Annotated in this window: 12 protein-coding genes; 4 read left to right on the forward strand and 8 right to left on the reverse strand. The window is 63.7% G+C overall.

The window, feature by feature from the left end:
• The 4 genes from Q0R16_RS05010 to Q0R16_RS05025 all read left to right on the forward strand — a co-directional run.
• The coding region (locus Q0R16_RS05010; RefSeq protein ID WP_295632925.1) for a CpaD family pilus assembly lipoprotein at nucleotides 1-399 on the forward strand (399 nt) is incomplete at its 5' end.
• A 4-nt stretch (nucleotides 400-403) separates the two neighbouring features.
• Complete coding sequence (locus tag Q0R16_RS05015) at nucleotides 404-1,702, forward strand: pilus assembly protein CpaE (protein ID WP_295632927.1); 1,299 nt, start codon at nucleotides 404-406, stop codon at nucleotides 1,700-1,702.
• A gap of 51 nt (nucleotides 1,703-1,753) precedes the next feature.
• Nucleotides 1,754-2,725 carry a type II secretion system F family protein gene (locus Q0R16_RS05020; protein ID WP_295632930.1) on the forward strand — a complete coding sequence of 324 codons (972 nt, stop codon included), beginning with the start codon at nucleotides 1,754-1,756 and terminating at the stop codon, nucleotides 2,723-2,725.
• 19 nt (nucleotides 2,726-2,744) lie between these two features.
• Nucleotides 2,745-3,743: a type II secretion system F family protein gene (locus Q0R16_RS05025; RefSeq protein WP_295632933.1), complete on the forward strand. Its 999-nt coding sequence runs from the start codon at nucleotides 2,745-2,747 to the stop codon at nucleotides 3,741-3,743.
• Between the two features lie 81 nt (nucleotides 3,744-3,824).
• On the opposite strand, the gene Q0R16_RS05030 is transcribed toward Q0R16_RS05025, so the two are convergent.
• The 8 genes from Q0R16_RS05030 to Q0R16_RS05065 all read right to left on the reverse strand — a co-directional run bounded on the left by Q0R16_RS05030 (nucleotide 3,825) and on the right by Q0R16_RS05065 (nucleotide 13,659).
• Entirely contained in the window at nucleotides 3,825-4,298 is a 474-nt protein-coding gene (locus Q0R16_RS05030) for a MarR family transcriptional regulator (RefSeq protein ID WP_295632937.1), read from the reverse strand.
• A gap of 135 nt (nucleotides 4,299-4,433) precedes the next feature.
• A complete protein-coding gene (locus Q0R16_RS05035) occupies nucleotides 4,434-5,096 on the reverse strand; it encodes a TetR family transcriptional regulator (protein WP_295632940.1) in 663 nt (220 codons plus the stop codon).
• The gene (locus Q0R16_RS05040) at nucleotides 5,093-5,962 is read right to left on the reverse strand and encodes a crotonase/enoyl-CoA hydratase family protein (protein WP_295632943.1); all 870 of its coding nucleotides are present in this window, start codon (nucleotides 5,960-5,962) and stop codon (nucleotides 5,093-5,095) included. The genes Q0R16_RS05035 and Q0R16_RS05040 overlap by 4 nt, the downstream gene beginning before the upstream one ends.
• An 11-nt stretch (nucleotides 5,963-5,973) precedes the next feature.
• The gene (locus Q0R16_RS05045; RefSeq protein ID WP_295632946.1) at nucleotides 5,974-6,756 is read right to left on the reverse strand and encodes an SDR family NAD(P)-dependent oxidoreductase; all 783 of its coding nucleotides are present in this window, start codon (nucleotides 6,754-6,756) and stop codon (nucleotides 5,974-5,976) included.
• Between the two features lie 125 nt (nucleotides 6,757-6,881).
• On the reverse strand, nucleotides 6,882-8,054 hold the full coding sequence (locus Q0R16_RS05050; RefSeq protein WP_295632949.1) for an acetyl-CoA C-acetyltransferase: 1,173 nt from the start codon (nucleotides 8,052-8,054) through the stop codon (nucleotides 6,882-6,884).
• 138 nt (nucleotides 8,055-8,192) lie between these two features.
• Nucleotides 8,193-10,889, reverse strand: a complete 2,697-nt coding sequence (locus Q0R16_RS05055) for an EAL domain-containing protein (protein WP_295632951.1) — start codon at nucleotides 10,887-10,889, stop codon at nucleotides 8,193-8,195.
• Nucleotides 10,890-11,530: 641 nt separating this feature from the next.
• Entirely contained in the window at nucleotides 11,531-12,523 is a 993-nt protein-coding gene (locus Q0R16_RS05060; RefSeq protein WP_295632954.1) for an acyl-CoA dehydrogenase family protein, read from the reverse strand.
• Nucleotides 12,520-13,659, reverse strand: a complete 1,140-nt coding sequence (locus Q0R16_RS05065; protein WP_295632957.1) for an acyl-CoA dehydrogenase family protein — start codon at nucleotides 13,657-13,659, stop codon at nucleotides 12,520-12,522. Before Q0R16_RS05065 ends, Q0R16_RS05060 begins: the two co-directional genes overlap by 4 nt.
• Nucleotides 13,660-13,731 lie beyond the last annotated feature (72 nt).

The following is a 13,731-nucleotide window of genomic DNA, read 5'->3' on the forward strand; positions in this document are numbered from 1 at the left end:
GACCCGATGAAAAGCCCGGCCACCCGCAGCGCCGTCGAAGCCGTTGCCGGCCGTTATGGCATGCTGGTTGGCGGCGATGCTCCGGTTACCCCGGGCGACCTTAGCCCCGGCACGGTGCGTGTGATCGTGACCCGGTCATCCGCCATGGTTCCCGGTTGCCCCGACTGGTCGAACAATTCGGACACCAATCTGGGTAACGGGACCAACGCCAACTATGGCTGCGCAGTCAATTCGAACATGGCCGCGATGGTCGCCGATCCGTCGCACCTTGTGCACGGCGTGAGCAGCGATGGTTCGACGGTCGTCATGAGCAGTACCAAGGCTATCGACAGCTACCGCTCAACCCCTCCGTCGGGCGAAAAAGGCCTGAAGGAACAATCGTCGCAGGGTGGGAAGTAAGAACATGAATGCTCCTTGGAAACCAGCCGTGCAAGGCAGCCGCGATGCATTTGCGGCCTATATCTGCGACGACGCTGCGCTTGACGTGCTGCGCCCGGTCGTGATCGAAATGGGCTGGCAGCCCGAGAAGTGCAACAAGGGCGGGCTGCGCAATGCGGTCCAATCCCTGTCAATCTCGGCCAGCCCCAACATCCTGATGGTTGATCTGTCGGAAAGCGGCGATCCGATCAACGATATCAACGCGCTGGCCGAAGTCTGCGAACCCGGGACCGTGGTGATCGCGGTTGGCCAGGTCAACGACGTGCGGCTCTATCGTGATCTGCTCGGATCGGGCATCCACGATTACCTGCTCAAGCCACTTTCGCCCAACGTGGTGCGCGATACGCTGGTCCAGGCGCAGGCGATCTTCACCGCGCCGCGCGGCCACGGCCATGATTCGCATGTCGCCAAGCGCCATGTCAGCGTGGCGGTTGTCGGCACGCGCGGCGGCGCCGGCGCATCGACGCTGGCGACTTCGCTGGCGTGGATGTTCAGCAGCGACAAGTCGTTGCCGACCGCGCTGTTCGATCTCGACATCCACTTCGGCACCGGCGCGCTGGCGCTCGATCTGGAACCTGGCCGCGGATTGACCGACGCGATCGACAACCCCAGCCGCATCGACGGCCTGTTCATCGAACGCGCCATGATCCGCGCCAACGAGAACCTGGCGATCCTTTCGGCCGAAGCGCCGATCAGCGCCCCGCTGATGACCGATGGCGCCGCCTTCATCCAGTTGCAGGAAGAATTCCGCCAGGCTTTCGAGATGACGGTGGTCGATCTGCCGCGCAACATGCTGATCAACTTTCCCCACCTGATCAACGACATCAATGTGGTGGTGGTGACGACAGAACTGACGCTGGCCGGCGCACGCGATGCGATCCGTCTGCTGTCATGGCTCAAGTCCAACGCGTCGCAGGCGCGCACGATCGTGGTGGCCAACAAGGTCCACGCGGGCGTGAGCGAGATCAGCAAGGCCGATTTCGAAGCCTCGATCGAACGCAAGATCAATTACATCGTACCGTTCGATGTCAAGGCTGCGTCCAATGCCGCCAAGCTGGGCCAGACCTTCATCGCCGCCAACCGCTCGACCAAGGCGGCGGTTGCGATCCGCGAGATCGGCGAAGCGGTGATCGGTGCGATCGACGACAGCGGCGCAGTCGTGCCCGAAGTGGGGGCAGACAAGAAGAAGTCGCTGCTCGGGAAGATCGATCTCAAGACGCTGCTGTCGACCAAGGCCAAGACCAAAGCCGCCGAAAACGCGTGATCGCGCGTTTTGGGATGGCCTCGGTAACGTGAGAAAGGAGCGGACAGGTCCATGACTATCGTGCAGATCCTGCTGTTGGCAGTGGGTGTGATGATCACGCTCGTGCTCGGCTATTCGGCGATGACCGGACCGTCGGTAACCAAGGAAAGCGCGCGCCGGTTGCAGGCCGTGCGCTTCCGCCACTCGCAGAACGACAAGGACAAGGTCGAGGCGCAGTATCGCAAATCGGTCGCCGCCCGCAAACCGACTGCCTACAAGGTGGCCGGGTCAGAAGGCCGGATCGCCGCTCTCGAAGTGCGGCTGAAACGCACCGGCAAGACCTGGACCGTTTCGCAATACCTCTACACCTCGCTCGGGATCGGCATCGTGGTGACGATGCTGGTATTCCTGAAGCTGGGCGCGCCGCTGCTGGCCATGGGCGCCGGGCTGATGGTCGGTGCGTTCGTTCCGCACATGTGGGTGGGACGCACGATCAATTCGCGGCTCAACAAGTTCATCATCCGCTTCCCCGACGCGCTCGATCTCATGGTCCGGGGCTTGCGCTCGGGCCTGCCCGTCACCGAAACGCTGGGCATCATCTCGACCGAACTGCCGGGCCCGGTGGGCGAGGAATTCAAGCTCGTCACCGAACGCATCCGCATCGGCAAGACGATGGAAGAAGCGCTGCAGGACACCGCCAACCGGATGGGCATCGCCGAATTCAACTTCTTCTGCATCACGCTCGCCATCCAGCGCGAGACCGGCGGCAACCTGGCCGAAACGCTCGCCAACCTGGGTGACGTGTTGCGCAAGCGGTCACAGATGAAGCTCAAGATCAAGGCAATGAGTTCGGAATCGAAGGCTTCGGCCTACATTATCGGATCGCTGCCGTTCATCGTGTTCGCGCTGATCTATTCGATCAACCCGACCTACATGGGCAAGTTCTTCATCGACGAGCGCCTGATCGGCATGGGCATCGGTGCCTTCATCTGGCTGGCGCTGGGTGGATTCATCATGGCCAAGATGATCAACTTCGAAATCTGAGCGCGAGGACACATCCATCATGAACCCCGCTCCCCATCCCATGCTCCTCGGCTTCGACGTCATCTGGGTCGGCACGATCCTGGTGTTCGTCGCGGCGCTGGCCTCGATGATGGCGGTCTACGCCGCGGTCACGATCCGCGACCCCATGGCCAAGCGCGTCAAGGCGCTCAACGAACGGCGCGAGCAGCTCAAGGCCGGCATCGTCAATTCGGCCAAGAAGCGCGTCTCGCTGGTCCGCAAGAACCAGACCACCGACAACATCCGCGACTTCCTGTCAAAGTTGAGCGTGCTCCAGGACAGCCAGCTTGCCGACATCACGCGCAAGCTGGCGCAAGCCGGCATCCGCAAGAAGGAATACGCGGTGGCCATCGTGCTCGGCCGCCTCGTGGGGCCGATCGTGCTCGGCACCGCGGCTGCCACGATGATCTACCTGATCAACTACTTCCCCGAATGGGGCAGCTTCAAGCGCTTCATGGGCTTCGCAGCGATGGTCATCCTGGGTTACAAGGGTCCCGACTTGTGGCTGGGCAACCTGGTCGGCAAGCGCACCAAGGAAGTCCGCAAGGGCCTGCCCGACGCGCTCGACCTGCTGGTGATCTGCGCCGAAGCCGGCCTGACCGTCGACGCCGCCTTCGGCCGCGTCGCCCGCGAACTGGGCCGCGCCTACCCCGAACTGGGCGACGAATTCCAGCTCACCGCGATCGAGCTGTCGTTCCTGACCGAACGCCGCATGGCTTTCGAGAACCTGGCTTACCGCGTGAACCTGGAATCGGTGAAGGGCGTGGTCACCACCATGATCCAGACCGAACGATACGGCACCCCGCTCGCCTCGGCGCTGCGCGTGCTCTCGGCCGAATTCCGCAACGAACGCATGATGCGCGCCGAAGAAAAGGCCGCACGCCTGCCCGCGATCATGACCATACCGCTGATCCTGTTCATCCTGCCGACGCTGTTCGTGGTGATCCTGGGGCCGGCAGCCTGTTCGATCTCGGACAACTTCCTGCACCGCAAGGTTTAGGAATTCAGGTAAAACCAGCTCGGGACGAGGAGAAGGCCGGCCCGGCGACGGGTCGGCCGATCTCGTTTCCACAGGCTGGTATCAGGCTTCGTCGTTCTCGGATTGCCTGGCTTCGCGATCCGCCACCGCTTCGAACACCTTGTCGAGCGTGCGACGCAGCATCTCGCGCTCCGCTTCGCTCAGGCAGGAAAAGATCCGTTCGGTGGTATCGAACGCCTGCGGCCAGATCTGCGCATGGATCGACACGCCGTCGTCGGTCAGCGCGAGATGGTGCGAGCGCCCGTCGGCCGCATTGGGCGAGCGCGCCAGCATCCCGCGTTCTTCAAGCTGCTTGCACGCGCGGTTGACCGCCACCTTGTCCATCAACGTGGCGCGTACAAGCTGGCGCTGGGTCAAGCGCCCGGCATCGCCGAGCACGGCCATCACGCGCCATTCGGGCACGCGCAAACCGAAGCGATCGCCATATTCACTCGCGATTACCCCGCTGACAGCGTTGGACGTGATCGCCAGACGATAAGGCAGGAAGTCGGCGAGGCGTGTTGTGGTCCCGGGCATGGGTTTCGTTTCCCATGAAACGAAGCGTCAAGGCAAGCCCATCAGTGTCAGTTTGTTATCGATTGTTGCAACGTTGCCGCAGTTTCCGTCGCAATATTTCACATCGGCAAGCCAGCGGACAACGATCGATCGACGCTACGGTTTTCTGGCCAGAATTCCGGCCATGATGATATCGATGGTGTGCTCACGATAGCGGTCGCGCAATTCGTCAGTCAGCGTGTCCTGGTCGAAGCAATGCCGCAGCACCAGCCGCGCCGAAAAGAACCGGTCGCACGCGCCGGTCAGCGTGAAATAGAACAATTGCGGGTCGATCTGGCGGAACACGCCCGCGCGCATGCCTTCGCCGATCAACAGGTCATAGGCGTGGTAAAGCGGCGTCAGGTAGCGCGCGGCGATGCGCTTGGCCTCGGCATCGTCGCTCTCGCGCACCAGCCGCATCAGCAGCCGATTGAGATAAGGAAAGGCGTAATAGGTATCGACCACCTTCGAGATGTGCAGCCGCAGCTTCGCCTCGGGGTCCATCCCGCCCTTTTCGACCAGCGCGTCGACGGTCTTGACGATCGCCTCCATGTCGCGATCGAGCAGCGCCGTCAGCAGCCCGGCCTTGTTGCCGAAATAGTACTTCACCAACGCCGAATTGAGCCCCGACCGCAAGCTCAGTTCGGACAGCGAGATATCGACCTGGTCGCCCTCGCGCATGATCGCGGATGCGGTTTCGAGCAGCAGCGCACGCGCGCCGGCGGCTTCACCGGGCAGCGGGACGGTCGACGATGCGAAGGGAGCTGCGGGTTCGCTCATTCGTAGCCTGGCTCGTCCCACCAGGGATAAAAGTCGGGCATGTCCGCCGAAACCTTGCCCGGATAGACCGGTGGCCGCTTCTCCAGGAAGCTCTGCACGCCCTCGGCTGCGTCCTTGCCTTTGGACAGGCGATAGATCGAGCGGCTGTCGATCCGGTGCGCCATCATCGGATGCTCGGTCGCCGACAGGCGCCACAGCATCGCGCGGGTCATCGCCACCGACACCGCGCTGGTGTTGTCGGCAATCTCGCGCGCCAGCCCGCGCGCCGCATCCATCAGCGCATCAGGCGCATGGAGCGAGCGCACCAGACCGCCCTTGAGCGCTTCCTCGGCGCCGAAGATCCGCCCGGTCATGCACCATTCGAGCGCTTGCGGCAGCCCGACAATGCGCGGCAGGAACCACGACGAGGCCGCCTCGGGCACGATTCCGCGCCGCGCGAACACGAACCCGAAGCGCGCACTGGTGGACGCCAGGCGGATGTCCATCGGCAACTGCATGGTCACGCCGATGCCGACCGCCGCCCCGTTGATCGCGCCGATCACCGGCTTTTTCGATTGATAGATGCGCAAGGTCAGCTTGCCGCCGCCATCGCGCACGGCGGGATCGGACAAATCGCTCACCACTTCGGACGAGGCGAACACGCGCCCGTCGGCCGGGGTGAGATCGGCGCCCGCGCAGAACGCGCGATCCCCCGCCCCGGTGACGATCACCGCGCGCACCGCGTCATCGGCATCGGTGCGATCGAACGCGTCGATCAACTCGTCCATCATCACGTTGGTGAACGCGTTCATCTTCGCCGGCCGATCGAGCGTGAGCGTGGCAATGCCCTCGCTCACCTCGTAGCGGATCTGCGTGTATTCCCCCATCGACCCGGGACTTACCTGGGTGCCATGCGGATCGCGCCATCCAGCCGCACGTCCTCGCCGTTGAAATAGCCGTTCTCGATCATGCACATCGCCAGCGCGGCATATTCGGCGGGCTGGCCCAGTCGCTTGGGGTGCGGCACCTGCTGGCCGAGCGAGATGCGCGCGGGTTCCGGCAAGCCCATCAGCAGCGGCGTTTCGAAGATGCCGGGCAGGATCGTGTTGACGCGGATGGCCTCGTTCATCAGGTCGCGCGCGATCGGCAGCGTCATGCCGACCACCCCGCCCTTCGACGCCGAATAAGCCGCCTGGCCGATCTGCCCGTCCTCGGCCGCCACGCTGGCAGTGTTGACGATCACCCCGCGGTCACCATCCCCCTGCGGATCGATCGTCAGCATCCCCGCCGCCGACTTGGCGATGCAGCGGAACGTGCCGACCAGGTTGATCTGGATGACGAAATTGAAAGCATCGAGCGGAAAATGCCGGATCGCACCGTCTTCCTTGCTGCGGCCGACGGTCTTGACCGCGTTGCCAACGCCGGCGCAATTGACCAGCACCCGTTCCTGCCCGTGCGCCGCGCGCGCCTTGGCGAAGCCTGCGTCCACGCTTTCGTCGCTGGTCACGTTGACCTCGCAGAACGTGCCGCCGATCTCGGCCGCGAGCGCCTCGCCCTTGTCCTTCTGCAAGTCGAAGATCGCAACCTTCACGCCCTTGGCCGCCAGCGCGCGCGCGGTCGCCGCACCCAGGCCCGAAGCGCCGCCGGTGACGACTGCTGCAACCGTGTTGTCGAGTTTCATATTCCGTTCCTCAATAAACCCGTTCGTCCTGAGCTTGTCGAAGGACTGTCTTTCACTTCTGCAACGTCGCCGAAGAAAAGCAGTGCTTCGACAAGCTCAGCACGAACGGGGGTTGCTAGTTTGGCTTACAGCGCCTCGATGATCGTCACGTTGGCGACCCCGCCGCCCTCGCACATCGTCTGCAAGCCATACTTCAGCCCGCGCGCGCGCAGTGCGTGGACCAGCGTCGACATCAGCTTGGTGCCCGAAGCCCCCAGCGGGTGCCCCAGCGCAATCGCGCCGCCGTTGACGTTGAGCTTGCTCGGATCGGCGCCCGTATGTTTCAACCACGCCAGCGGCACCGAGGCGAACGCCTCGTTCACCTCGTACAGATCGATGTCACCGATCTTCAACCCCGCCCGTGCCAGCGCCTTGTCGGTCGCGAACAGCGGTTCTTCCAGCATGATGATCGGATCGCCCGCGGTCACCACCAGCGTGTGGATACGCGCCAGCGGCGTCAGCCCATAGCGCTTCAACGCCGCTTCCGACACCACCAGCGCCGCGCTCGATCCGTCGCAGATCTGGCTGGAGCTGGCCGCGGTCAACGAACCATCCGGGCTCATCAGCTTGACGCCCGCGATGCTCTCCAGCGTGGCATCGAAGCGAATGCCTTCGTCCACCGTATGCATCGTCATGCCCTCGGGCGTCTCGATCGAAATCGGCACGATCTCGCCCGCAAACGCGCCGGCCTTGGTTGCCGCGATCGCCTTCTGGTGGCTTTCAAACGCAAACCGGTCGAGGTCGTCCTTGGTGAAGCCGTGCTTCTGCACGATCATCTCGGCGCCCATGAACTGCGACCACATCACGCCCGGATACTTTTCTTCCAGCCCCGGCGACTTGTAGGTGCCCAGCCCTTCCTTGGCGTGGAACATCGCGGTCGAGCCCATCGGCACCCGCGTCATGCTCTCGACGCCCGCCGCGATCACCACGTCCTGCACGCCCGACATCACCGCCTGCGCCGCAAAATGCACCGCCTGCTGCGACGATCCGCACTGCCGGTCGATCGTTACCGCCGGCGTGGACTCCGGCAAAGTCTTCGCCGCAAGCACCGCATTGCGCCCGACTTGCCCGGCCTGCTGCCCACCCTGGCTGACGCAACCCATGATCACGTCCTCGATCGCCTTGGGATCGATGCCCGACCGCGTGACGATGGCATCGAGGCTGGCCGCCGCCAGATCGACCGGATGAACCCCCGCCAACCGCCCATTGCGCCGGCCGCCCGCCGTCCGCACCGCATCCACAATATAAGCCACCGCCATCACGCACTCCGTTTCGATTTAATCGAACGGTTAAAGCGCGCGGGGCAGCGGGTCAAGCGATCGGTGAGCAAGGCAATTGGCAAGGACACGGCGACGCCCCCGGCAATGCCGAGCCGGCCAATCGCGGTTCGGCAATCGCTACCAGGTCTTCTGGATGCTCTTGCGCAATTCGTTGATGCTCAAGTCAGGCAGCGCCGCCTTTTTGCGGGCCGCGTCCCAGCTTCCGTACACGCTGTTGAAGGGTTTGCGCGTTCGGGGATTGGCCAGGATGTGGCGGCACGCCTCGAAGCGCGGTAGCTGTTCGATGATGGCAACGGCCGCCCTGGGAAGCACGACTTGCCGCGCATCGCCCTCGGCCGAAGCCGGGATCGACCACAGCCTTGCCGCAAGGTCGATATTGTCCCACTGCGCGGCCAGCAGTTCGGGCATGCGCGCTCCGGTCAATACAACCAGCGCGATGATATGCTTCAATTGCGGGTTGCTGCTTTCCTCGACCGCGGTCTTGAGGCGTTCCCACTGTTCGGCGGTCAATTGGCGCCGGTTGTTCGAACCCGGGTTCAGCAGCGACAGGCCCTGCATGGGGTTGGTCGATGCGAACATCGCCTGAACGCGTTGATGCGCCGCGCCAGCGGCTTCGCTGCCACCCGTGGCGTGGTGCATGATCAATCCAAGCTTGGCGACCAGCCCTTCGAAGCCCAGCAGTTCGGCGACATCCAGTTTGCGCGATTCGTTCGCCTGCGCGGCTGCGGTCACGCCATTGCTGGCAAGGTCGTACGGTGCGACGCGATGCGCGGTACAAAAGCCGCCGGCGGCATCATCGACCAGCGCATCGACGAATTCGATGCCATATCCCCGCCGCTCGGCGCGCCGCACGGTCGCGACCGTCAAGTGTCCTTGCCCGAAATCCACGATAATCTGTGTGCCCACGGGGACCTCGATCAGGCCTTCGATGAACGCCCCCGAGTCCGACATGTTGCGCACCAGGATCGGGTGATAGAAGCACCCCAGGATCGCGCCGGCCCTGCGATACATCGATTTGCGATCGCTGCGCTGCCGCGCCGGACCTTCGGGCTCGATCGACCACGTGCCATCACCCAATTGCTGGCTGAGCGCATCGTTGGGGATCGGCTTGCTATAAACATACCCCTGCACGTGGCTGACACCAAGATCGCGAATGAGATCAAGCTGGTCGACGGATTCGATGCCTTCGGCGGTCGTGTCCATGTCGAGCGCGCTGGCCAGGGCCACGATCGCCGCGATGATCGCGCCGTTGCGCGAGCCCGGCAGCGTAGCGCCCTTGACGAAGCTCTGGTCGATCTTGATCTTGTCGAACGGTGCGGTCCGCAAGTAGCCCAGCGACGAATAACCGGTGCCGAAATCATCGAGCGCCAGCCTCACGCCGATCCCCTTCAGGGCCGCAAACATGGCGTCGGTTTCGGCGGATTCGCTCAGGAAAACGCCTTCGGTGATTTCCAGTTCGAGCCGGTCTGGCGTCAGGCCCGAATTGGCCAGTGCCGAAACGATCAGGTTGGGCAAGGCGGGATTGGCGAACTGGATCGGCGACACGTTCACCGCGACCCGGATCTTCTCGGGCCAGGCCGCGGCTTCGTCGCAGGCCTTGCGCAGTATCCATTCGCCGAGATTTTCGATCAGGTCCGCGTCTTCGGCGATCGGTATGAACACCGCCGGCGAAATCGAACCCCGCATAGGGTGATGCCAGCGCACCAGCGCTTCCACCCCGGTGACGGTGCTGGTCTGCATGCTCACGACCGGTTGGTAAAATACGGTCAGTTCACCCTTGGCGACCGCATCGCGCAAATCTTCTTCCAGCGCGCGGCGATCTTCGGCCAGGTTGTGGAGTTCTTCCTCAAAAAAGCAGCAACACCCGCGTCCATTGCCTTTGGCCGCATAGAGCGCAATATCGGCATTGCGCATCAACTCCTCGCCGGTGGCCCCGTCATGTGGGCCGCGCGCGATACCGATCGAAGCGCCGATCACGCAACGGCTGCCCGCGACCGAATAAGGCTGCGACAGCGTAGCGATGATTTCATCTGCGAGATGGTCAAGGTCGTCGATGTCGTCGCGGTCGGCCAGGAGTATCTGGAATTCGTCCCCGCCCAGCCGGAACACCTTTTCCTGATCACCGATGATCTTGCGCAGACGGCCCGCCACCTGCTGCAGAAGTTCGTCACCGGCTGCATGACCGAGCGAATCATTGACCGCCTTGAACCGATCCAGATCGAGCAGAATGACCGTGCAAGTTCGTCCCGGGCTACGCAGCACTGCGCACAAGTCCGCCAGGCGCTGCTGCATGCTCAGGCGGTTGGGCAAGCCGGTCAACGCGTCGTAAAGCGCCAATTGCGTGGCCGATTGCGATGATTGCAATTGTTCGGTGACATCGATGCCGAAGCCGACGTAACCTTCGAACGTGCCATCACCGCCGAACTGCGCACGGCCCGAAATATCCCACCACCGCGTGCGATCGTTGGTGCGGGTCTGCTGCGTGATACGGTCGAAATTCGATTGGCGGCTCAACACGAACGAAAGCTTCTGGCGCGCTGTGGCATCCGCGCTGGGCGGCTCGAAAAGTTCGGCGAACGAATGTCCCATCACCGACTGGCCGGCGGCGGATGGGCGATCGCTTGCGACCAGGTCCGCAAACGCCGGCGAGACATAAGTCAAGCGCCCGTCGCTGTCGGCGGCCCAGAACCAGCCGCGCCCGCTGTCTTCAAAACTCTTGAGAAACCGGCTCTCGAACAAGAGTACCGACGGGTTCTCCGGAGTTTCGCGATCGGGCTGCGCAGACAGAAAGCTCAGGAGACCGCGTCGCGACATGGCAAAACCTTGCTGAAAGATGCTTGCTTTGCTCGCCGGGAACGACGGGCTGACATTTTGAACCGAATTGATGCAATTGTTTGTGGTTCGCCCGCAGTTGTTGCTTAATGCGTTCCCGTTTCCAACAAGTAAACAACTGTGAACAAATGACCTTAAGCGAGGCTTGAAATTGTAGGCGCGCTTGGTGGACAGCCAGGCCAGGCACTCGGCCCTGACTTGATGCCCGTGGTTCGATCCGTTGGATTCAGGCAGGTGAAATAAAAGGGCCATCGCACGGTTTCGTCGCCGACTTTCCTACACCCCCAAAACCTGCAACACCTGTCGGCGCTCCTTGAAATCGTCGGCAACCCTCTGATCGGAAACGGGATTGGCATGGCCAAAGCCCCGGTACAACTTCTTGTCTCATGCGTCATACGCGAGAACTTGGTGAACTTGCGCGAACGAACGCTTCGATTTCAACCACTTGGCCCCATCCGAACCTCTCGCCGCAGCGTGCAACAGCGACGCCCGGCACCAAAACACCGGGAGCGCGAGGGCGATGGCCCCCGCATCAACTCCTTCTAAAAAATCAGAAAAACGGCAATATCCCACCAGCCGCAAAAACCAGCAAACTTCACACCCGACTTGCGAATGGTTCGCAATCAGCCTTGCGGAATCAGCGAATCGCTGCGTGCCGTCAGCGTTTCCCACAGCGCCTTCGAACCGCCAGCACTGGCCAGTCGGCCCAGTTTGCGCTGCCAGGTGGCGTCGCCGCCGAATTCGCTGCGCCAGCCCATCAGCCGCCGGGTCAGGTGGTTGAGTGGGTATTCCATGGTGAAGCCGATCGCGCCGTGGAGCCGGTGCGCGATCGGCACTCCGCGGTCGACCGCCAGGCCGAGCCGTGCCTTGGCGGCGGCGATTTCGAACAGCGGCAGCGCTCCGGCGAGCGCACCAAGCCCCTGTTCCCAGCCATCGAGCGCAACGGCAGCGCCGTTGGCGGCGATGGTCAGCGCGGCGGCTTCCTCGGCCAGCAGCGCCAGCGCCTGCTGCACCGCCTGGAACTGCGAGAGCGTCTTGCCGAACTGGACGCGGGTGGACACGTGATCGACCGTCAGCGTCAGCGCGGCTTCGAGCGCGCCCGCGCCTTCGGCCACGCGCGCGAAGCCGAGCAGCGTGGCCAGGTCGTCTGCGGTGGCAATCGTCACCAGCGGGTCGCCGGTGAGCGTCAGTGCATCGCGGGGTTCGCCCGCCGGCGAGCGGCCGTGATCCCAGGTGCAGGCAGCGGCGGGGTAAAGCGCGCAGCCGTCAGCCGATTGCACGATCACCGCCGCGGCATGGCGACCCCACGGCGCGCGGTGAGTCTGCGCGGCAAAGGTGATCAAGCCATCGGGCGCATCAATCCCGGCCTTCGCCAACAACCAGCGCGCGATCACGGTTTCGGCGAGTGGCAGGCCGAGCCGCTTGGCACCGGCGATCTTGAGCAGCACGGCAAGGTCACCCCAATCGCCGCCGAAGCCGCCTTGTGCTTCGGGGACCAGCAAAGTCTCGAACCCGGCTTCGGTCAGCCGTGGCCAGGCCGCGGCAAAGTCCTGCCCGGCAAGATCGCCGAACAGCCCTTCGGCCATATCGGTCAGCGGCTCACGTGCTTCGCTCATCTTACGCCAAGCCCCCGTGCGATGATCCCGCGCAGCACTTCGGGCGTGCCCCCGCGCAAACTGAAGCTGGGCGAGGCAACCAGCAGCCACGCGGTCAGCCGGGCAAGATCGCCATGATCGGCCAGATCGTCGGTGATCAGCGACTGGACCACGCGCGGCAGTTCCTGTTCGAAGGCATTGCCCAGGTCCTTGACCAGCGCGGCTTCGACGTTGGGGTCTTCACCCGCGGCCAGCTTGGCGGCGCAAGCCATCGACATCTGCCGCAGCGTCCACAATTCGGAAGTCAGCCGGCCGATCGCTTGCGCGGTGGCGTCGTCGGGCTCAGGCCCCACCGCATCGATCAGCGCCGCCAGCAGCGCGTGGCATGAAAGGTAGCGTTCCGGCCCCGACCGTTCGAGCGCCAGTTCGGCGGTGACCTGCTTCCAGCCATCGCCTTCGGGGCCGACCAGCGCATCCAACGGCAGCAGCACGTCTTCGAAGAAGATCTCGTTGAAGTGCTCGGTCCCGGTCATGTCCACGATCGGGCGGATGGTGATCCCCGGCGTATCGAGATCGATCATCAGTTGTGAAAGGCCGGCGTGGCGCTGGCTGCCTTCCTCGGTGCGGACGAGCGTGAGCGCGGCGTGACAATGGTGCGCGCCGCTGGTCCACACCTTCTGGCCATTTACGCGCCAGCCTTCGGGCGTGCGGCGCGCGGCGGTGCGAACGCTGGCGAGGTCTGACCCGGCGTTGGGTTCGCTGAGGCCGATGCAGGCGTAAATCTCGCCGCGCGCCATGCCGGGAAGGTATTTCTGGCGCTGGGTTTCGGTGCCGTAGCGCAACAGCAGTGGCCCGGTCTGCCGATCGGCAATCCAGTGCAGTCCGACCGGCGCACCGAGCGCGAGCATTTCCTCCAGCACGACATAGCGTTCGAGCGAGTGACGTTCATGCCCGCCGTATTGCTTGGGCCAGGTCATCCCCACCAGCCCGGCGGCGCCCATCGCGCGGCTGAATTCGGCGTCGAAGGTGAACCAGTTGTTGGTGCGCTGTTCCAGCGTCCAGCGGTGTTCATGGGCGGCAACAAGCGCGCGCACCTGTTTGCGCAGGGCGGGAATGTCACCGGGAGGATCGAAAGCGCGGGCAGCGAATAATTGCATCGCCTTTATCCCTATGGCAGCGCGGGAGGACACGCAATTGCCCTTTTGCGCAGCAGCCCTGAACCATCGACC

The organism is Novosphingobium sp. (genome assembly GCF_025351285.1).
In the GTDB taxonomy this organism is placed as follows: Bacteria; Pseudomonadota; Alphaproteobacteria; order Sphingomonadales; family Sphingomonadaceae; genus Novosphingobium.

Excerpts from the sequence above, each read along its gene's own strand:
- Q0R16_RS05045 (WP_295632946.1), bottom strand. The coding sequence starts at position 6,756 with ATGAAACTCGACAACACGGTTGCAGCAGTCGTCACCGGCGGCGCTTCG.
- Q0R16_RS05060 (WP_295632954.1), bottom strand. The coding sequence starts at position 12,523 with ATGAGCGAAGCACGTGAGCCGCTGACCGATATGGCCGAAGGGCTGTTC.
- Q0R16_RS05030 (WP_295632937.1), bottom strand. The coding sequence starts at position 4,298 with ATGCCCGGGACCACAACACGCCTCGCCGACTTCCTGCCTTATCGTCTG.
- Q0R16_RS05035 (WP_295632940.1), bottom strand. The coding sequence starts at position 5,096 with ATGAGCGAACCCGCAGCTCCCTTCGCATCGTCGACCGTCCCGCTGCCC.
- Q0R16_RS05065 (WP_295632957.1), bottom strand. The coding sequence starts at position 13,659 with ATGCAATTATTCGCTGCCCGCGCTTTCGATCCTCCCGGTGACATTCCC.
- Q0R16_RS05050 (WP_295632949.1), bottom strand. The coding sequence starts at position 8,054 with ATGGCGGTGGCTTATATTGTGGATGCGGTGCGGACGGCGGGCGGCCGG.
- Q0R16_RS05015 (WP_295632927.1), top strand. The coding sequence starts at position 404 with ATGAATGCTCCTTGGAAACCAGCCGTGCAAGGCAGCCGCGATGCATTT.
- Q0R16_RS05025 (WP_295632933.1), top strand. The coding sequence starts at position 2,745 with ATGAACCCCGCTCCCCATCCCATGCTCCTCGGCTTCGACGTCATCTGG.
- Q0R16_RS05020 (WP_295632930.1), top strand. The coding sequence starts at position 1,754 with ATGACTATCGTGCAGATCCTGCTGTTGGCAGTGGGTGTGATGATCACG.
- Q0R16_RS05055 (WP_295632951.1), bottom strand. The coding sequence starts at position 10,889 with ATGTCGCGACGCGGTCTCCTGAGCTTTCTGTCTGCGCAGCCCGATCGC.
- Q0R16_RS05040 (WP_295632943.1), bottom strand. The coding sequence starts at position 5,962 with ATGGGGGAATACACGCAGATCCGCTACGAGGTGAGCGAGGGCATTGCC.